Origin of the sequence: Roseospira visakhapatnamensis, assembly GCF_014197915.1 — a bacterium.
GTDB classification, from domain to species: Bacteria; Pseudomonadota; Alphaproteobacteria; order Rhodospirillales; family Rhodospirillaceae; genus Rhodospira; species Rhodospira visakhapatnamensis.
Map to the genome: position 1 here is coordinate 1 of NZ_JACIGK010000034.1, position 18142 is coordinate 18142.

Annotated in this window: 28 protein-coding genes; all 28 read right to left on the reverse strand. The window is 70.9% G+C overall.

Features of this window, described 5'->3' with window-relative positions; genetic code table 11:
* Positions 1-197: hypothetical protein (locus GGD89_RS16930; protein WP_425503053.1), on the reverse strand; the 197-nt coding region annotated here is incomplete at its 3' end.
* Between the two features lie 436 nt (positions 198-633).
* Positions 634-1869: a phage head morphogenesis protein gene (locus GGD89_RS16935; RefSeq protein ID WP_184047763.1), complete on the reverse strand. Its 1236-nt coding sequence runs from the start codon at positions 1867-1869 to the stop codon at positions 634-636.
* Positions 1869-3488: a DUF935 domain-containing protein gene (locus GGD89_RS16940; RefSeq protein WP_184047766.1), complete on the reverse strand. Its 1620-nt coding sequence runs from the start codon at positions 3486-3488 to the stop codon at positions 1869-1871. The genes GGD89_RS16935 and GGD89_RS16940 overlap by 1 nt, the downstream gene beginning before the upstream one ends.
* A gap of 68 nt (positions 3489-3556) precedes the next feature.
* Positions 3557-4939, reverse strand: a complete 1383-nt coding sequence (locus GGD89_RS16945) for a terminase large subunit domain-containing protein (RefSeq protein ID WP_184047769.1) — start codon at positions 4937-4939, stop codon at positions 3557-3559.
* Positions 4939-5484, reverse strand: a complete 546-nt coding sequence (locus GGD89_RS16950) for a phage protein Gp27 family protein (RefSeq protein ID WP_184047772.1) — start codon at positions 5482-5484, stop codon at positions 4939-4941. Before GGD89_RS16950 ends, GGD89_RS16945 begins: the two co-directional genes overlap by 1 nt.
* A 2-nt stretch (positions 5485-5486) precedes the next feature.
* Positions 5487-5789 (reverse strand): VpaChn25_0724 family phage protein, encoded by a 303-nt coding sequence (locus tag GGD89_RS16955; protein WP_184047775.1) that lies wholly within the window; start codon positions 5787-5789, stop codon positions 5487-5489.
* Positions 5786-6220, reverse strand: coding sequence for a DUF2730 family protein (locus tag GGD89_RS16960; protein ID WP_184047778.1), 435 nt, complete (start codon positions 6218-6220; stop codon positions 5786-5788). Before GGD89_RS16960 ends, GGD89_RS16955 begins: the two co-directional genes overlap by 4 nt.
* Complete coding sequence (locus tag GGD89_RS16965; protein WP_184047781.1) at positions 6220-6459, reverse strand: TraR/DksA C4-type zinc finger protein; 240 nt, start codon at positions 6457-6459, stop codon at positions 6220-6222. Before GGD89_RS16965 ends, GGD89_RS16960 begins: the two co-directional genes overlap by 1 nt.
* On the reverse strand, positions 6452-7168 hold the full coding sequence (locus tag GGD89_RS16970) for a lipase family protein (RefSeq protein ID WP_184047784.1): 717 nt from the start codon (positions 7166-7168) through the stop codon (positions 6452-6454). Before GGD89_RS16970 ends, GGD89_RS16965 begins: the two co-directional genes overlap by 8 nt.
* Entirely contained in the window at positions 7165-7377 is a 213-nt protein-coding gene (locus GGD89_RS16975) for a hypothetical protein (protein WP_184047786.1), read from the reverse strand. The genes GGD89_RS16970 and GGD89_RS16975 overlap by 4 nt, the downstream gene beginning before the upstream one ends.
* A gap of 2 nt (positions 7378-7379) precedes the next feature.
* Positions 7380-8099: a glycoside hydrolase family 19 protein gene (locus tag GGD89_RS16980; protein WP_184047789.1), complete on the reverse strand. Its 720-nt coding sequence runs from the start codon at positions 8097-8099 to the stop codon at positions 7380-7382.
* Between the two features lie 74 nt (positions 8100-8173).
* Positions 8174-8635, reverse strand: a complete 462-nt coding sequence (locus tag GGD89_RS16985; protein WP_184047792.1) for a hypothetical protein — start codon at positions 8633-8635, stop codon at positions 8174-8176.
* A gap of 1 nt (position 8636) precedes the next feature.
* On the reverse strand, positions 8637-9347 hold the full coding sequence (locus GGD89_RS16990) for a regulatory protein GemA (protein WP_184047795.1): 711 nt from the start codon (positions 9345-9347) through the stop codon (positions 8637-8639).
* On the reverse strand, positions 9344-9799 hold the full coding sequence (locus GGD89_RS16995; protein WP_184047798.1) for a hypothetical protein: 456 nt from the start codon (positions 9797-9799) through the stop codon (positions 9344-9346). Before GGD89_RS16995 ends, GGD89_RS16990 begins: the two co-directional genes overlap by 4 nt.
* A complete protein-coding gene (locus tag GGD89_RS17000) occupies positions 9796-10029 on the reverse strand; it encodes a hypothetical protein (RefSeq protein WP_184047801.1) in 234 nt (77 codons plus the stop codon). The genes GGD89_RS16995 and GGD89_RS17000 overlap by 4 nt, the downstream gene beginning before the upstream one ends.
* 3 nt (positions 10030-10032) lie before the next feature.
* Positions 10033-10710, reverse strand: a complete 678-nt coding sequence (locus tag GGD89_RS17005) for a DUF7168 domain-containing protein (protein WP_184047804.1) — start codon at positions 10708-10710, stop codon at positions 10033-10035.
* On the reverse strand, positions 10710-11246 hold the full coding sequence (locus GGD89_RS17010) for a hypothetical protein (RefSeq protein WP_184047806.1): 537 nt from the start codon (positions 11244-11246) through the stop codon (positions 10710-10712). The genes GGD89_RS17005 and GGD89_RS17010 overlap by 1 nt, the downstream gene beginning before the upstream one ends.
* Positions 11243-11437 (reverse strand): hypothetical protein, encoded by a 195-nt coding sequence (locus GGD89_RS17015; RefSeq protein WP_184047810.1) that lies wholly within the window; start codon positions 11435-11437, stop codon positions 11243-11245. Before GGD89_RS17015 ends, GGD89_RS17010 begins: the two co-directional genes overlap by 4 nt.
* A 13-nt stretch (positions 11438-11450) precedes the next feature.
* The gene (locus GGD89_RS17020) at positions 11451-12095 is read right to left on the reverse strand and encodes a DUF3164 family protein (protein WP_184047813.1); all 645 of its coding nucleotides are present in this window, start codon (positions 12093-12095) and stop codon (positions 11451-11453) included.
* Between the two features lie 100 nt (positions 12096-12195).
* Positions 12196-12555, reverse strand: a complete 360-nt coding sequence (locus GGD89_RS17025; RefSeq protein ID WP_184047816.1) for a helix-turn-helix domain-containing protein — start codon at positions 12553-12555, stop codon at positions 12196-12198.
* Entirely contained in the window at positions 12552-12851 is a 300-nt protein-coding gene (locus GGD89_RS17030; protein ID WP_184047819.1) for a hypothetical protein, read from the reverse strand. Before GGD89_RS17030 ends, GGD89_RS17025 begins: the two co-directional genes overlap by 4 nt.
* Complete coding sequence (locus GGD89_RS17035; RefSeq protein WP_184047822.1) at positions 12848-13225, reverse strand: hypothetical protein; 378 nt, start codon at positions 13223-13225, stop codon at positions 12848-12850. The genes GGD89_RS17030 and GGD89_RS17035 overlap by 4 nt, the downstream gene beginning before the upstream one ends.
* Before the next feature lie 13 nt (positions 13226-13238).
* Positions 13239-14177: an AAA family ATPase gene (locus tag GGD89_RS17040; protein ID WP_184047825.1), complete on the reverse strand. Its 939-nt coding sequence runs from the start codon at positions 14175-14177 to the stop codon at positions 13239-13241.
* A gap of 80 nt (positions 14178-14257) precedes the next feature.
* A complete protein-coding gene (locus GGD89_RS17045; RefSeq protein WP_184047828.1) occupies positions 14258-16231 on the reverse strand; it encodes a transposase domain-containing protein in 1974 nt (657 codons plus the stop codon).
* Positions 16228-16686, reverse strand: coding sequence for a DNA transposition protein (locus tag GGD89_RS17050; RefSeq protein WP_184047831.1), 459 nt, complete (start codon positions 16684-16686; stop codon positions 16228-16230). The genes GGD89_RS17045 and GGD89_RS17050 overlap by 4 nt, the downstream gene beginning before the upstream one ends.
* Positions 16687-16725: 39 nt before the next feature.
* On the reverse strand, positions 16726-16947 hold the full coding sequence (locus tag GGD89_RS17055; protein WP_184047834.1) for a hypothetical protein: 222 nt from the start codon (positions 16945-16947) through the stop codon (positions 16726-16728).
* A gap of 26 nt (positions 16948-16973) precedes the next feature.
* Complete coding sequence (locus GGD89_RS17060; RefSeq protein WP_184047836.1) at positions 16974-17870, reverse strand: ParB/RepB/Spo0J family partition protein; 897 nt, start codon at positions 17868-17870, stop codon at positions 16974-16976.
* Positions 17867-18139, reverse strand: coding sequence for a hypothetical protein (locus GGD89_RS17065; protein WP_184047840.1), 273 nt, complete (start codon positions 18137-18139; stop codon positions 17867-17869). Before GGD89_RS17065 ends, GGD89_RS17060 begins: the two co-directional genes overlap by 4 nt.
* Positions 18140-18142 lie beyond the last annotated feature (3 nt).

Sequence of the window (18142 nt, forward strand, 5' to 3'; positions counted from 1 at the left end):
GCCGCACGCCGGCGCTCGAAGTCGGCGACCACGCGCTGCGGGTCGCGCAGCACGTAGGGGCCGCGACCGTCCTTGCCGACCATGCGGCCGGCGGGGACGATCTCGATCCACTCGGGCGCGCCACCGCCCGCCGCCGCCTGGGGGGCGACGGCGAACGGGGCCAGCGGGGCCGGGGTCTGGGAGACTGTGGTGTCCATGACAGGCTGTGTGCCAGATCATGGACAGCGCGATCCCCCTGAAGACGTTCAGGTCGCGCTCGACCCGACGGCCTCGCGGGGCGCCCGGCCGGTCGACCCGGCCGACCGCCTGCGGCGGCCGGATGGTGCCAGGGAAGGACCACGGACCATCCGGCAGGACCGCGCGGGGCGGTCCCGTTTTAAGAGGCCGATAAGAGCGTTTAAGAGGGGGCTACATGCGCGCGACGCGCCAGGGGCGGCCCAAGGGGCCGTCGTGATGCCCTCGCGCATCCTGAGGCATCTGACGGAGTCGCATCGCTCCAGGCGTGCGCCGGCGGGCCGGGTGTGCTAAAAAGAAGATGAGGGCGCGCGCGACACGGTGATCCTGCCTGCCGTAACCCGTCGCGATCGCGGCGGCGTGCCATGTGGGTGATCGGGCAGTCCCCACCGCGTGCCCTCAGTCCTCAGGCCAAGCACCCCAGACCACCGCATGCTGCCGCATGCGGCCAAGAAACGTCGCGTCGGCGCGGTACATGCTGACGACGTAGGGCACGCCGTGACGGTCCACCTTCAAGGCCACCACCACCTTGCCGCCGTCCTCCGTGGGCCGCAAAGCAAGAAAACTGTTCGGGCGGTTGCGCACGATCACCTGGGCGCCATGGATGCGCTCCGGCAGTACCCGATAATCGACCTGCCCCAGTTCCGGGTGGTTCCGGTGCTGCTTCTGGAGCGTTTCCCCGGACAGGGTCACCACGGGCGACCGCGCCCCGATGGCCTGGGCGATGTCGTCGGCCAGACGGGCGATGGGATGAGCGCGGCCGTGCGTCGGGCGCTCCACGAGGCGCTGGAGCGACGGCCCGCGCGCCAGGTCATGGCACGCCGCCTGGCCGATGCGCGCCGGCAGGGCCGCGAGCCGGCCGTGCAGGGCATCGTCCAGCGCCCGCGCCCGCAGCGGCCCGCCGGAGCGCGACCAGGCGGGATCGACGGCCTCGGGGAGGGTCATGCGCTGGCCGGTCACCCTGTGCCGCACCGTCCGGGACGGCAGGGACACGCTGCTCCGCACGGTCAGGCCGCGCCGCGCGGCCTCGGCGGCCGTGATCTGGCGGACGCGGCATTTACAGCCCCACCCGTTCGGCGGCATGATCGTTTCCCACCCCGGATGATCCACCGCCATGGTCAGGCCCTTGAGCGTGACGTGCTCGGGCCGACGCTCACGGCTTGGTCCCAGCTCGTAGGTGAAGTACGGCAGCCCGGCCTTGGTGCGCTGGGCACGCTGGTACTGGCCGGCGGCGCGGGCCGAGCGCATGTTGCTGTCGTAGATCACCCGCAGGCGCCAGGGCTGGCGCAGGTCTACGGTGCCCACCTGACCGGTGCGCGGGTCGATGACCTCCCGCCGCGCCCACCACCCCTTGGCCCTCAGCGTCGGTTCCAGGTCACGCGCCCAGCGGTCAAAGGGCGTGCCGGCCTCCAGGGCGGCCACGAGACTCTCGTGAAGGTCCCGCAGGATATCCAGCTCCATGATCTTGGCGGCCATGAAGCCGAAGGCGTGTTCTTCCGGCAGGACCTCATCGTAGTCCCAACGCGGCATCAGCCCCTTGGCGCGCAGGAACTCGGCCACGTTCGGATCAACCAGGTGCCCGAAGCGATGGCCCGGCCGGTCGGGGAGCGGGTCCTGGCGGGCGCGCGGGGCCATCACCCGTCCCCGTCTGCATCTGGGGCGGGATCGGGATCCGGGGCGTCGCCCAGCGCGCGGGCCAACAGGGTGGAGCGCGCCAGCCGGTCGGCCAGGGCCTGGCTATCGAGCCGGCCGTCCTCGACCAGGTGCGCCAGGCGTTCGACCAGGTCGTCGGGATCCTCGGCCTCGGCGGCCGTGTCCAGCACGGCGTTGACCGACGGCGCCATCACCTCCCAGTCGTCGTGATCCAGCGCCTCGGCGATCGCGGCATAGCCCGCCTCGACCGGATCACTATCGTCGTCCCCCTTGGCCGCCTGGCCGGCGCCGGTGGCCCGCTGCGGCGCCGGCGCCGGATCAGCGTCCGGCGGGGTGTCGGTGTCCGTGGGCATCGCCGCGCCCCCCAGCACCTCGTCATCGTCCTCGGGCGCGGCCCAGCCCAGACGCTCGCGCACGTCGTCGGCGCGGACCCGCAGACCCAGCGGCACCAGGCCGGTGAGCTGCTGGGTCACCGCCTGGGTGTCCTCGGGTTCGGTGATCGGCCAGGACAGCCAGGGGTAGACCTCCTGTGGTCCATAGTTCAGATCCACCTCGACCCGCACCAGATCCCGGTTGACCGGCCGCGCCACGTCGCCCGCGTCGGCCTGGGCCACGTCGATCTGCACGCCGCGATGGACCTGCGCCTGCGACAGCGACGCGCCGTCGTCCGTGGTCATGGTCTGGCCCAAGACCGCCTTGCTGATCTGGCCGTCCAGGTATTCGGCCAGACGCTGGAACAACTCGGCGCCACCCCGGCCCTCCGAGATGCCCTGGAACTCGATCCGCATGGCCTCCGGCAGCACCGCCGCCGCGTCGGTGCCGATCCCGCTGACGGCCGCCACCAGCGTATCGATGTCCTGTTGCGTGGCGGACTGGCCGTACCGGCCCAGCCGCAGGGGCAGGCCGTAGACCTCGATGAACGCGACCCAGTCCTTCAGGGCAAACGCCTTGAACAGGTACGACCACGCCACCAGGCGGGCGAGCCCGCCGCGCACGGACAGGCCGCTCTTGATGCGTGGCGCGTGGACGATGAACTTGCCGGGAGGAAGCTCGACACCCTTGGGTTCACCGTCGGCCGCCAGGCGCAGGGTGGTGCGCGTATCGTCGAGCACGAAATACCTGGGATCCCGCCACGGACAGGCCGATGGCGTCCACTGCTTGCCCGTCTCCCACAGAATTTCGCAAACGGCGTAGCCCTTGCCGAGGGCATCCAGCAGATCCATGACCATGCCGTTGAACCACGGCTGATCGACGATGGACCGCCTGACGAAGTCGGCGATCTCGCCGGCGCGGGGACTGTCGTCGCCTGGGGTCACGATGGGCTCGACCCCGGCCACCGCCCGCTTGCGGGTCCCCAGCACGGCCGCATAGTGCGGGTCGCGCTCCTCCATCTCCTCGGCCAGCGTCAGGTAGTCGGCGACACTGCCCTCGGTGGCCCGCTTGAGGATCCCCGCCAGCCACTCGGGCGTGAGCCCGGTGGCGATGGTGCCGCTGAACGGTCGTCGCACGCCGGTCACCGCTGGCGCCGCGACGGTCTGTGTCAGGGTGCCTCGCTCGATCGGCCGGCCGTCCGGTCCGAGGATCTGGGATGTGCGTGCCATGGTCAGGTGTCCTCAAATTGCGGTCGACCCGAGGCGGCCCAACGGGCCGCCGAAGGTTGTCGAGCGCATCAATAACTGCCGCGCCGCGCCCGCAGGCCGGACGTCAGGCGCACCTGCCGCGTGGTCTGTTCGGGGCGGACGGGGATGTAGGCATAGGGCTGATAGGTCCCGTCGGTGGCCGCGTGGACCGCGAGAAACCCGGCCCACGCCCGGTCGGCGTGGCCGGTGCTGTCGCTTTCGGCCACGAAGCGGGGCGTTCCGGTCGGGCTGGTCACCTTCTTCAGCTTGTGCAAGTCCGCGCGGAGGATCGGGTCGCCGGCCGGAACGCGGATGCGGCGATCCTCGAACGCTTCCTTGCCCGTCGTGGCCAGCATCAGCTTGTTGGCGGCCGTGAACAGCACGCCTTCCACGCGGCTGTCGCCGTAGCGGTGCTTGGCGTCCTCGACCGGCTTTTCGCCCATGCCGGTCTGGTCCATGCCTAGCCGGATCACGTGGTAGCGCTGGAACAGCTCGTCCATCACGGCGTCCTGTTCCGCGAAGGATGCCCGTTTCAGGGTGACGATCTCGCGCGTCCACAGCACGTCGCCCACGGCTTCGAGCACCCACGCCACCCACAGGTCATTGCGGGCGGCGATGTCATTGCCGATGAAGCACGGCCCACCCTGGTAGTGGGCTGGATCTCCGGCGGCCGGATGTTCGACGGCGCCGATCAGGTCGTAGGACAGCCAGGCGCTGGCCTCGTCCAGCCACTGCAGCTCGTACTCCTGCGCCCAGGCGTCATCGTCGGCCAGGGCCTCGCGCAGGGCATCGATGTCCCGGGGCAGGCCCTCGGCGACGGCGCGGTGAATGTCCACGATGTGGCGGGACCAGCAGTCATCCTGCCCCGTGACCAGGTCGAAGAACTTGTTGCCCTTGCCGTTGGGCGTGCTGACCACGCGCAGGCGATAGCCGTTGGAGATGACGGGGAAGAGCGCCGCCCAGATGCGCCGGCTGTCGGCATGGAAGGCGAATTCGTCCAGGAAGACGTTGGCCGAGAAACCGCGCGCGGTGTCCGGGTTCGCCGGCAAGGCGGTGACCCGCGAACCACCGGGAAACGAGACCTCCAGCGCGTTACACCGCACCTCCTGCCCCTGCCACTCGTACTCCCGGAACACGGGCTCGATCTTCAGGACGGCTTTGAACAGCTCTTGATAGGCCCGGCAGAACGGCTTGATGGCCTCGTCCATGGCCTCCTTGGCTTGGCGCTCGCCCCGCGACAGGATCACCCACCGCGTGCGGCGCCCTTCCACCTCGGCCGCGAACACGTCGTCCACCAGTTCCAGGCAGGTGGTGAAGGTCTTGCCCGTCTGGCGGGCGAACATGCCGATCTTGAAGCGGGACCGGTCCTCGAACCAGGCGCGCTGGTACGGGTAGAGCGTCAGGGCGGGCACGGGCGCGGGCGCGTCGGCCATCACGCCACCCCGAGATGCTGTCGCACCATGTCCAGGGCCTCGCGCATGGTGACGGTCTTGGTGGGCTCCGCCTCCCCGTCCAAGTCGTCCAGCTTCGCCTTGTTCTCCGCCGCGATCTCCTTGGCGAGTTGGGCCTTGATCGCCTCCCGATCCTTGGTGCTGGCCATCAGGTCGCGGATTGTCCGCGCGATATACATCAGCTCCTTGGCGTCTTCCTTTGCGTCGTCGTCCTTGATGCGATCCATGCCCGACCGCATCATCCGAGCCTGCAGCATCTGCACCAGCACCATGTGGGCTTCGCCTTCCGGCACAACGCCCAACTCGCGGGCGAAGCCGGCCGCCGCCACCTTGGTCTCGCGCAAGCGCGCGGCGACCTCGCGGAAGTCCGTGGCGTATCGTCCCAGGGCCGAGCGTGACACGCTGTCCGCGCCCAGGGTCCGCAGGTGGGCGAGGATTTCGTCGAGTGTGTGTTCCTGGCCCAGGAGGCGGTCGATCTCCTGGCGCACCTCGGCCGGCAAGCGGCGGATCGAACTCCTCCGGCCCATGGTCAGCTCCCCGGCCGGGGGCGGCGAACGCCGGGGTGGCGGGCTCGGCCCTGGGCCACGTCCAGGCCCCGGCCGGTCAGGGTGGCGACGATCACCCGGCCGCCGGCCAGGGGCTCGACCGTCACCAGACCGGCCTCGGCCAGCCATTGAACATCGCCATCCACCACGTCACGACTCACGCCGTGCCCATAGCTGGCCAGCACGGTCTGGAGGATCGAGGTGTTCAGCGCATAGTCGATGTCCTCGGACAGAGTGCGCAGAATGACGAGGCGCCGGTCCTCGCGCAGCACGTCGACCAGGGTCATGAGGGTTCACCTCCATCCCGCCGGCCCTGGGCCAGCTCGTTTTCCATCAGCATGTCCACGGACCTCTCAAGACGCGTCGAGACGCGGGTCAGGCCGTCCAGCCGGCCGTTGAGTTCCCGCACCTGACCTCCCACCTCCGCCACCAGCGTGGTCAAGGCGGTCATGTCGGCGTGGGTCGGCAAGCCTTCGATCCTGGCTTCGAGGCGGGCGAACCGCGCCTCGCCCCGATCCAGGCGTTGCGTGATCTCGACGTGCGCCCCGCCGTGGGCGTCCCGCCAGCGCCGCACATCCGTCGCCAGCGCCGACACATCCGAGCGCGGCGCGAACACAGGCCACAGGCGCCAAAGCACCACACCCAAGCCCGCCATGGTGATCAGACCCGCCCAGGCTCCCAACCCGGCCAGCCAGTCCAGCAGGCGCGCCCCATCCATCACCACACCCCCGTCTTGCGATACCGCGCCGCGCGCACCTCGGCGGCGGCCTGGCAGCCGGCGCAGCGGGTGGCGCCGGGCCGCGCCTGGCGCCGCGCCGGCGGGATCGGCTGGCCGCAGCTCGTGCACCGGGTCGCCGGTGTCGGCGCGGTGGGGGCCGGGTATGCGCGGCGCCGGGCGACGATGGCCTCCCGCTCGGCCTCGACCCGGTCGGCCGCGATGTCGACCAGGTCAGCCATCGGCGGCCTCCGAGAGGATCTCCGCATAGGTGTCCACGTCGTGGTGCCGGAGGGGCCAGATGCCACCCGGCAGGTGGTCCCACCGCCAGGCCGGGGCCGGCAGGCGGATCGCCGGGCCGGGGTGCGTCAGGCCCGGGATCGGCGGCCACAGCGGCGCCGGATCGCCGCGCACGACGTAGCGGCGCACCGGGCAGCCGATGGCGGCGGCCGCATCACGGTCGATGGATTTCGGGGCGCCGAAAGTCACAACCTCTGTGACATCATAACGACCCAAACTCTCTGTCTGCCGCCACGACCAGCGCGCGGCCAGCAGCGTGGCCAGCGCCCCGCCCATGGAATGACCGGTCAGCACAGTGGAGGCGCCGCCGGTGGCGATGCAGGCGGACACCCGGTCGAGGATACGGTCGAGCTGCCGGCTATAGCCGGTGTGGGCGCGACCGGGACCGGCCCAGGGCGAGGGCGCACCCAGATTGGCGAGGACGTCCCGCCACTGACCCTCGGACACCTCGGTCCCGCGCAGCACGAGGGCCAGTCCCCCGCGCTCATGGTTCCGGACCAGCGCGGCCTCGCAGCCGCCCCACGCGATCCACTGCCACACCTCGCACCCCAGCGCCCGGATCGCGGCCTCGCGGGCGGTGCGGTCGCGCTCGTACACGGCCGAGCACAGCCCGGCCAGCACGGCGTCTCCCGTCACATGCGGCGCGATCATGGCGTGGCCTCCGGCGCACCGTCTGGGCAGTGGATCAGCGTGCGTCCGCCCGTCAACCGGTCGCGCACGGCCGCCTTGCCCGCGTCCGAGGCGCCCCCGCAATAGCGGTCGGCCGCGCCGGTCATGACGTCGGCGATGTCGTCGATGGACGCGCACCCGATCAGGGCCAGGGCGGCGGCGACCGGGATGGCGATACGGGATACGCGCATGGTCAGGTCTCCCAGAGGGCTTGGATCACCGCCGCGCGCGGCGTGGCCGCCGGCAGGCCCAGGGCGGACCCCGCCGCCGCCAGACCGGCCGAGGTGCGCGGCCCCCACCGGCCGTCGATGGGTCCCGGGTCGTGGCCCAGGTCGGCCAGCCGCTGCTGGGTCAGGGCGGTGCGCGCCCGCTCCAGGCAGCGCACCCGGTCGGGCAGGCCGTTGGTGCCGCCATTGATGCGCCGGGTGATGGCGCGGATGTCGTCGGCGTCGGCCAGCGGGTTCAGGCCCCGGTCGGTCCAGTAGGCGGCGGCGATGCGCAGCGACAGGCCGGGCTCGGCGGCGCGGTGCGGGTCGGCCTCCAGGTCGATCCCCAGCCGGCGGCCGAAGAGGGCGTAGTTGTACCGGCCGGTGAGCTGGATCAGGCCCCGACCCTTGTAGCGGCGGCCGTCGCCGGGCCGGGTGTTGCCCAGGTCGCGGCGGCCCTCGTAGGCGGCGCCAGACGCGTATTCCTCCGTCGTGCGGAAGTGGTCGGATTCATGGGCCAGTTGCGCCAGCAGATGGGCGACGCGCGGGAGCGTCGCGATTTCGTGGGGCGGCAGCACCGACGGCGCCTCGGCGGCGATGATCGACACGATCTCGACCTGACGGGTGCCCAGGCGTCCGCCGGCGGTGGCGAACAGAACGGCTTCTGTGGGTCGGATTGGGGTGGGTAGGACAGGCGGGGCCGGCATGCGGACCTCCCTCACACGGTGGAGCGTGAGGGCAGGATGCGCCTGGCGGCGGCCGGCGATCCCCCTGAAGGGGTTCAGGCCGGCGGCGGCACGATCAGGTCGAGAAGGTCAAGTTGGCGGTCATCGCCCGCCTGGTCCCGATCCCGGGCCAGGGCCAGGTAGACGGCCCGCTCGGTGATGCCCAGGGTGTGGGCGATGTCCTGGATGCGCCGGCCGTCGGCGCGCAGGGCGACGATGCGCCGTTGGCGGCGGCGCTGAAGCCAGCCGAACATGTTGGGGACATGGACCTCCAGGCCGTGGCGGTCCCGAAGACGGCGGGCGACGATGCGCGCGATCTCCGGGTCCACGTCCAGGGCCTGGTGCAGGTCCGATCCCTCCACCCGTGCGTCCGCCGGCACGGTGATCTCCAGGCCCCCCAGGCGCTGCACAAGGCGCAGGGCCTTTTCCTCGCCGACCACCTCCAGGATGGTCAGCAGAACCGCCGGCAGCGGCCCGTAGCGCTCGCGCAGGTCGGTGATGGAGGGCGGGCGGCCCATGTCACGGGCAGCCCTGCAGGTGTCGGGACAGCGGCGCCGCGATCCCGGCCGCGTCCATGGCATCGCGCAAGCGCTGGCCACGAGCGGCCAGCAGGCGATCGAGCGCCGCGTTGTCCAGGTCGGACGGCACGGGAGCCTGTCCGGCCGGCTCTACGCCCAACGCCACCAGCCGCCGCGCCTGTTCGCGGGCCACACGAACCTTGGGCTGCTCGCGCTGGCCCCCAGGGTGATCCACCGGCCGGTCCGGTCGCCCCAGGGCTGGCGCCACCCGGCCCAGCCAGCCGCGCAGGCCCCGGATGACCCGGTCCAGATGGTCGCCGGCCAGCCATTCCAGGCGCGCCACCCCCTGGCCACCCTGACCCGGCGCGCCCTTGGTCATGCGGATCACATAGGCTTCCAGGGCACTCTCGGAGGCGTCCGAGACCTCTCCCAAAACCCACAGGTCCAGCCACAGCGCGCGGGCCTTGGCCAGGGCGTCCGGACCCTTGGCGATGGGACGGGCCGGACGCCGGCCGGTGTCCCGGGGCGCGTGGCCGTTCAGGTGGTCGAGGACCGCCATGAGTTGGCGCACGCCCATGTCGCGGCAGCTCTCGACGCCACCATGGGCGCGCAGCATGGCGCGGTAGGCGTCGTCGAACAGCCCGCGCGCCTTCGCCGCCGCGTGCACGGCCGCGATCATCTTCCGGCGATCGGGGGCGCGGCGGGCGGTCATGCGTGCCTCCCGGACCGCTTTTTCTCGACGGCGTGACGGGCGCGCCAACCACCCTCGGTGTCCATCGGCGGCGCCGTCACGCCCATCAGGTCCTCCAGCGCGCTGGTGCCGGCGGCGTGTCCCGGCGGACAGCGGGTGATCCGGCCGCCGCGCGCCTGGAACTCGACCAGCGCCGCCGCGCGGTCCGTGGCGGGGAAGGTCTGGGTCTCTGCCCGGTTGGACCGAAAGCCGCCAGGATGCGGACGCGGGCTCCGGGCCAGATCGGGCATGGGTGCCGGCGCGGTTACCGGTGCGCGGCCCTGCGCGGGAGCTGGTGGCGCCGGGTCGGGGGTCATGGCCGCGATCCGCGTCACCACCACCCGCCAGGACACCTGACACCGCGCGGCGATCGAGGTGGCGTCATGGCCCCAGGCCAGCAAGGCGCGCAGGCGCTGGTCGGAGAGGGCGGTCATGACCCGGCCTCGTGGTCGATGAAGCGCAGGCGGGAAATCGCCGTCATCAGGGCGGCATGATCGCCGCCGATCTCGTAGTAGAGCCGCACCAGCGCCTCGGCGTCGGGCGGGCCGTCCGGCGTGGGTGTCGCGCCGACCCTGGCCGGTGCCAGGGTGACCAGGGCGCGGCTGACGGCCACCAGCACCAGGTTCATGAGCGCGTCGCGGGGGTCCATCGCCGGGCGGGTCATGGGTCAGCCCCTCCCGATCTGGCCGACGGGGCCACCGGTCAGGCCGTCGCGAAGCGTCACGCCGGCTCCGGCCCGGGCTCCGGCGTACAGGGCCGCGTTGCTGCGGCCTTTGTATGTCGGCGCTGCCTTGCCCTTGGTGAGGTCAGGAAAGGCCCGGTGCGCCGAGGCGCGGGCCTGATCAAGGGCTGCCTCGTCTGGTGCCCCAAAATGCTCGTACAGCGATCGACGCAACCGGAACGCCATCCCATGACGGAACGCTTCACAGGCACGACGGCGGAGTTTCCCCTTCTTCTTCCGCTTGAACTCCGGCGTACGGCGATAGTCTTCGACCGCCGCTTCGACAACACGCCGCAAGAACGTGTGCATGTAGACGGCGATGGTCGGGCCGGGCATCCGGCCGTGGAAGAGCCACTTCGTGCCCTCCCAGGTCTCCTGCCGGATCAGGTGGCAGCCAGTGACCGCCGCCAGGGTGAGCCACAAGGCATCCAGCGGCGTGGCGCGCGCGGTGCCTGCGATACTCTCGGACCCCATGACTAGATCGTCCTGATCCAGTCCGTGCTGGCTCATCAGCCGCGAGGCCGTGGCGGCCGCCGCCGTCGCCTCGCCCTCGGTACAGCCGCGCGCGACGGTCATATCGAGCATCGCGCGGACCTTGCGCTTGATGTCCTCAATGTCGGCCATCACATCACCTCAATGTCGGGCATGCCGCCGCAGGCGCGGTGGAGCACCAGGTCCAGGCGCGTCACCAGCCAGTTGGCATGGAAGGGGCTGGGAGCCACGATGGTCACCCCGCCGTCGGCCGTACCGTCGATCCGGCACGGCGCGATCCAATGATCCCAGGCCGACCGGGTCATCCCCGCGTCCCGGAACACAGGCCACCAGTGGGCGTTCGGGCCGTCGTCCGTGGCGGCGCTACGCCCGGCGGCCGCCACCAGCGGGTCCTGGAACGCCTCGTCCTCGAAGCGACGCTGGCGCAACCACGTCTTGGCGTGGGCCACGTACACCACGTCGAGCCGCCGCTCGCGGCACTGATCGGCGTAGCGGCCGGCCGCCCGCACCAGGAACTCAGGGTCCACGCCCCCGGCCGGGCCGGTGTCGGCGGTCAGGATGGCGAACACCTCCCGGGCGGCAGCTTTACCCTCCTTCCGGGGGTACTCCGACCAGAAGGCGACCCACGCCGCCGCGTGGCGCATTGGAAGATAGGCGGGGGCCTTCATGCCGCGCCCTCCGCGTCCTTGATGAGTGCCTGCTGATACTCCTCCCACAGGGCGTCGCGCGCCCGGCGGGCCGCGTCTTCATCTCGCTCAGCCTTGTCCGCCGCGCGGCGGGCCTTAAGTGCCTTTACGTGCGCCTCGGCGTGCTTCAGGTTGACGTCGGCCAGCCGCTCCGGGAATTGGTCTCGGGTCATGCCTCGGCCCTCCCTACGCCGCCGCCAGATCGACGGTGATGGGTTCCCACTTCGCTTGCGGATCAGCGCGGCGGTAGAAGCGGATGTAGCTTTTGCTGCCCACCACGCGGATGCTATCGGTGATCGCGTCCATCGCACGCCGCCAGCGGTCGTCGTCAATGTCGACCCGCCGAAGGGCCAGGACGGCGTCCCGGCTGACCTGACCCTGCTTGTCGACGCGGAAGGCATGCTCCACGAGCGCGCGGATTTCGGCGCGGACACCATCGCTCCACTCGACGATGCACTCGTCGATCAAGGACTTCGCCACCTGCAACTCGGCGCCGAAGGTCAGGTGATCCGCGACCTGGATTTGCACCTTCCGGCAACCGTCGTAGCTGGTCAGGGTGACGTTGCCCTTGGCGCCGCCAATGGAGGCCCCGTACTGGTCGGCCGCCAGTTGCATGAACGAGGCGACATCGTCGAAGGAATGTCCCCGGAAGCGCCCGATCTGGGCGGAGATGTCCTCGGCATAGCCGATCAGCTTTTCAACCGTCTGGTCCATCAAGGCGTCCAGCGGGCGGACGAGTTGCTCAGGCACCAGACGGCCCTTGCTGTCCTTCATGTATCCCGGCGGCACGGTGGGGATCGGTAAGGTTTCGACAGGGGGGTAATCGGTCATCGAAAGGCCCTCCAAAGGGTGTTTAAAAGCGCCTTGAGGAACCCCGGCCGACGCCTCGGCGCAGGCACCAGGGCACCGGTGGCGATCAGGCGGGCGGCGTTCATGAGGGCGGCCCTCGATCCGTGCTCGCGGTGCCGATGGTGGCCATCCGCGCCGCGAACACCTGCGCGGCGAGCGCGATGCGGGCCAGCGCCAAACGTAGGCATGTGTCCGCGTCGGAGGCCGCGCGCGCGTGTGTGCGACGGATGGCATGGGTCACGGTGGTGCGGTCGCGATCGCCGATGGCCCGCCCGATGGTCGCGGCGGTGTGCGGTGTCAGGTCTCGGGCGAGAGCCATGGCGGCCTGACGGGCCGTCGCCGCCGGCTGACCGCACCGGCGGGATCGCAGTTCGGCCGGAGACACCCCCCACACCTCGGCCACCACGGCGACGATCTGGGCGATGGTGGGGTGATCGGTCATGACGCATCCTCGCCGACCGTCGTGGCCAGCAGGCCGACCGCCACCGCCAGCGTATCGCTGGTCACCGACATCTCACGGCCGGCGAGGATGCGGATCACGCTCTGTAATGCCTCCTGCGGATCGAATGGCCCGGCCCGGTGGGTCACCGTACCGTCGCGCCCCTGATCGCAGACGTGATGACGGCCATCCGCCGTCAGTACCACCAGCACCAGGTCATGTGGTCGGGTCACCACGGCGATGGTGCGGGCGGCCTGACCGTCCAGCACCAGATCCCGCTTGGGCGTCATGGCGCTCATGCCGCGTCGCCTCCCGCCGGGCCGCCATTGCGGCGGTGCGTGGTGAGGGGGATGACCTCGGCGGCCGGCTCCAGGTGCCGCCGGCAGGCCGTCGTCACCGCCTCGATGATGGCGTCGGCGCGCGCCCGCTGGTCGGCGGGCAAGCCATCCAGCCACCGCCGCACGACCTCCTGGGCCGACTGGGTGTCGCGCACCGGGGTCGGGAGGTCGGCCGTCTCGGGCACCACCCCCTGTTCCAGCGCGCGGGCCATCTCGGCGGCGGCGGCCAGAGCGGCCGCCATGTGGCCACACTCCGCGCGGGAGGGCATCAGCGCCGCGCCGCTGGCGGCGGCGGCCATCTCGACACTCAGGGCACTCAGATCCTGGCTCAGCATGGCGCGGCCCTCCCTAGCTCGACGTGGACAGCCGCGCCCAGGCGGCCTTGTAGTGCGTGATGTCGGGGATCTCGGCGCCGGCGCCGGTGGCAAGCATCGCCGCCACGCGCATGGTCTTGACCATGCCGCGCAGGGCGCCGGGCTTCTGGGCGATGCGGCGCAGGAAATCGCGGCAGTCCTCGGCCGTGACCGCCCAGGCATCCAGTAGCGCGGGCGCGTCGCCCGGCTTGGGCTTCGCGGACACCATCCGCATCCCGACGCGACTGAAGAGCTGGGCGAATTCGGCCTGCCGCCCCTGGCCCTCGAGCCGCGTGTAGACGGTCTCGTTGCCCAGCAGGACCAGGCCGCACCCCGTGCGGTCGTGGATGGACCGCAGGGCGTCGAGCGCGTTGGGCTGCAGGTGCTGGGCTTCGTCGATAATCAGCAGGCCGGACTTACCTTTGACGTACCCGGCGATGGCGCGCGAGAACCCCTGCGGCGAGCGCTCGGTCAGCCCCAGCGCCAGGGCGATCTCGCCCAGGGCCGTGCTGACCACCCGCGTGGTCGGGTCCATGGTCGCGAGCCAGGCGTTCGGCGTGTCCTCGACATACTGGCGCGCCGTCGTGGTCTTGCCGCACCCGGCGCCCGTGGCGACGACGGCAATGTCCGGGGCGATGTGCGCGTATTGCAGGGTCTGCCAGATGGCCGTCGCGCTGTCCGTCCGGACGAAGCCAACGTCCTGGGGTAGGACGGCGGCGGCCGCCTGGCGCTCCTGCCGCGAGGCCAGCCAGCGCTCCACCTTGGTGGCCATCTTGTCGTTGTCGCCTTGGTACGTGCCCGTCAGCCAGGCGCTGAAGCTGCTGTAGCCGATCCCCGCCTCCGTGGCGGCGGTCTTCTGGCTGATCGCCTCGTCCGCCAGCAGGGCGCGAACCCGTTCGCGCAGGGCCTCCTGAAGTCCTTCAGGGTGTTGCATGATCATTCCGTCCGGCATAGTTTCACCTCGTTGCATAACGTCCGTCCGAGGGGCGTGTCCGGTGGCCGCCGGCGCGCCCCTCATTCATGGCTGGCGCGGTAGTCGGCCAGCCGGGCTACCCCAGCCGCGAAGGCGCGGTCGAAATCCGCGCCGGTCGCCGCCTGGGCGTCCTCATCCGCCTCCGGCGCCACGCGCCGGGCGGTGTTTCCGACAATGCGAATGACCTTGGCGTCCGGGTCCGGCGCGTCGGCCGGCGTCGGCAACGCCGCCGCCACCTGGGCCGCCGTCAGGCGCTTCTCAGCCTCGGACATCTCGCGTACGGCGCGGCTGAACCGGCGCCGTTCGGCGGCGTGATCCTTGGCGGCTGCCTGATCGGCGAATCCGGTGTCGTCGATGCACGCGGCCTCGCACACGGCGGAGCCATCCAGCAGCGAGACATGGATGGGCTGGCGCAGCTTGTCGGGGTCGAAGCGCACCACGACTTTCCGCCCGATCAGCCGGGCCAGAGCCGGGTCCCAGTACCTGTTGCCCATCAGGTGGATTTCCCCGGTCGGGGTCCGGCACGTCACCCCTTCGGCGGCCAACAACCACAGGCGCCGCATCTCCGGGGTGGCCCGGCGGATGACGTTGTCGGGCGACTCGTAGCTCTCCTGGAACGTCTGGTTGAACGACCGCCCCCGGCAGGCGGTCGCCTTCCGCCCCGGCCGGGCGTTGTGGCGCCGCAGTTCGCGGTCCACGATGGTGATGAAATCGTCGATCGGGACGGCGCGTGAACCGTAGTTGTGCGGCTTGTGCTGGGGCGAGCGCCCGGTGTAGGCGCCCGCGCAGTCCGGCCCCTTCGACACCAGCTCGGCGATGTCCTTGAAGGCGCGTTCGATCGGCTTGCTTTGCCCATGGTACGGGGTCGTGAAATGCACCTCGCACCCGAGCTGCTTGAACAGCCCGACCGGATCGTCATCCTTGATCTTGAACCGGAACCGGGTGGAGACCCCGCCGGTAAGCCATTTGCTGCTGGCGGCTCTCGTGTTGTCGAGCCAGATGTGTCCCGGTATGCCGTCCTCATCGCAGACGTCGCCGAACGCCAACCGGAACGCCGCCGCGTTTTCGGAGCGGTCGACCCGCCAACTCAGGACCTTACCCGAGTACAGGTCCTGGAACATTGCCATCATCGGGCGGCCGATCGTGCCGTCAGCCCATTCAACGAACACGTCGAACTTGTGCCCGTCGAAGTTCACGGCTTCCAGGGCCTTGAAGGCGGTTCGGTCGCGCCGCTGGGCAGGGAACTTGCGGGCCACGGCCTCGGGGCCTTCCCGGCACCAGGTCACCACCAGGGGATCGACCTCGGCCAGGCGCCTTTGCAGGGTTCGGTCTGAGGGCAGGTCCCAATCCCGCTCCGCCGCCACGTCGCGCAACCGCGTGATGCAGGCATCCAATGCCGGCTGTTCCGGTCGGAGGTAGTCGTCCTTCAGGAATTGCAGCGCGTCCGGCGGGATATCCGTCGTGGTTACCCGCCCCGAGCGCTGGTCCACCAGCATGGGCAGCCAGTGTTCGCGCGGCGTGTTCCAGGTACGCCGCTCCAGGCCGTAATAGGTGCGCGGGCTCATGCCCGCCGGCCGGCAGGCCAGTTCCACGGCGGCCGTCTTGCTCATGCCGCCGGCGACCAGGTCGGCCACCTGCCTGAACAGGTTCAGGCGCTCCCGGGCCTTGTCCTTACGGGTCTCTGGCAGGGCCTCGAACCGCGCCCAGGCTTCCTTCCAGTCGGCCTGGTCGTTGGCCGCCCGGGGTGTCTCGGGGGGTGCCTCGGCGGCCGGCGCCGCCAGCCCCCGCCGCCGCAGGAACGCCGCTCGGGCACGCGGCGGCAGCACCGAATAGTGATACTCCACCCCACCACCCCGGCCGGCCCGCCGCCGCCACACGCCCTCGGCCCGGTTGTTCGACCACCGCCGGTCCGGGACTTGCCAGTCCCGCGCCCGGCGCGTGGTCGCCTCGCGCGTGCGCGGCATGCCCGGCAGCCGCAGGTCGGCGATCTCGGCGGCGGTGAGCCAGTCCGTCATCGCACCGACCTCCGGGCCAGCCGCCGCGCCGCGTCGAAGGCGCGGTCGATCTCGTTCTTGGTGTCCGCAAGTTGCCCCACCTCGACCCAGGGCAGATAGCGGTCGCTGATGACCGCGTGCCCGAACAACTCGGCACCCAACTGGTACAGCCGGACGTCCCCGGTGGCATGCCACAACGCCAGGACGCGCACGAAACTGATGGTGTGTTCCGTCTTCGCCTGACTGGCGTAGGCGTCCAGCATCGGCTTGGTCACCTCTTCGCCGAGCCACGCGCTCATGGCCTCGGCGATCTCCTCGCGCGGTCTCTGGCACTCCTTCAGGGTGATCGCCACCGCCCGGCTGATCCGGTCCCGCAGGGTCGCGGCCCGCGTCTGCGCCGCCGCATACCGCACCACCGGATCAGTCGGTGCCCAGGCGAACAGGGGCAGAGCATCCAGGTCGCGGTGGGTGGACATGGCCTCAGCCCTCCCGTCCGTCAGCGCGCGGGACGACGCCTAGAAACTCAGGTGCACCGAAACACCCCGGGCCGGTGTCAACATGTCGTGCGACCACCGCCCGGCCTCGGTCAGCCCAACGTCGATGGTCGATGCCTCGGATACCCCGAGGGACACCATGAAGTGCCCCGGTTCCGGCGCATGAAGCGGCAAGCCGATGATGCTGCCGTCGCTGAACATCACCATCAGCGTTGGACCTTGGTGCGTCTGCTGTTCGGACATGTGACTCTCCACAAGAATGGATGGGGTCAGGACGCATCGTCGCCTCCTGGGTTGGCGCGGCCCTTCAGGGCGCCGGTCTCACGCAGATGGCCGAGGAAGGATTTGCGGGCCGCCCCGTTCGCCCGTTGCCAGGCCGACAACAGCTTGCCCAGGCCACCGTCATCGTCCGCCGCCGCCTGCGGTCCCTCGCGGCCATGCGCCCGCAGGGCCGCGCCCAGGTCGGGCGGCGCCTCGGCGGCGTCATCGGCCAGCAGGGCCTCGACCACGGCGGCCTGATCGCTGTGGGGGAGCTTGCTGAGGGCATACAACTCGCCCTCTTTCCAGTGACGGAATCGCTGGAGCTGCGCCCGCACCTGGGGCGCGAGGCCGTTGGCCACCTGAACTGCCCGGAAAATGGTTCGTTCCGACAAGCCGATGCGCTCGCATGCCTCCCGGGCAAACCCAATTGCAGGCTTCGCGTCTGCGGCTGCAATTTTTGCAGCCGCAGCCTTCCCCTTGCCGCCGGCCGCGTGTTCCTTGGCCTCCGGGTGCATTGCCTCGTACACCGCCTTGCGCTCGGCCAGGAACACCGCGCGGTCGAGCGGCTCCAGTTCCCGCCGCATCAGGTTCTCGTCGATCTCGACCAGGCGCGCCGCTAGGTCATCCAGCTTGACCACCACCACCGGGATCTCGGTCCACCCCAGGTCGTCTACCAGCGCCGCGAAGCGGTGCGCGCCCGCCACCAGGTCCCAGCCGTCGACGTCGGATTTGCTGCGCAGCCGCACCACCGGCGGCTCCATCACGCCCACCTGGCGCATGCTCTCCGCCAGCGCCGCCACCCAGTCCCGGTCCACCTGGCGCAGCCGGTCGCCCACATGCACGGCCGCCGCCGGCACCGTCCGCCGCTCGCCCTGGGCGCTATGGTCTCTCTTCGCTCCTGTCATGCTGCCCTCCCCGCCGAAAAGCGGGCGGGCGCCCGGCACGAGACCGAGTCGCCCGCCCAGGCGGTCCCTACACTCGGCAGCGCCACACCACCGAGGAGGGATTGGAGATGGATGAACAGACCAGACTGGAAGTTCTGCGCCTGGCCGTGGACATGGCCAAGGGCATGGTGGCCGTAGGCGAAGGGCCAGCCCTCCGGGCTGTAGAGGGACGGCGCGGCCAGGACAGCAGCGATGTGATGAGGCACCTTGTGACGCAATACTATCGGCATCTC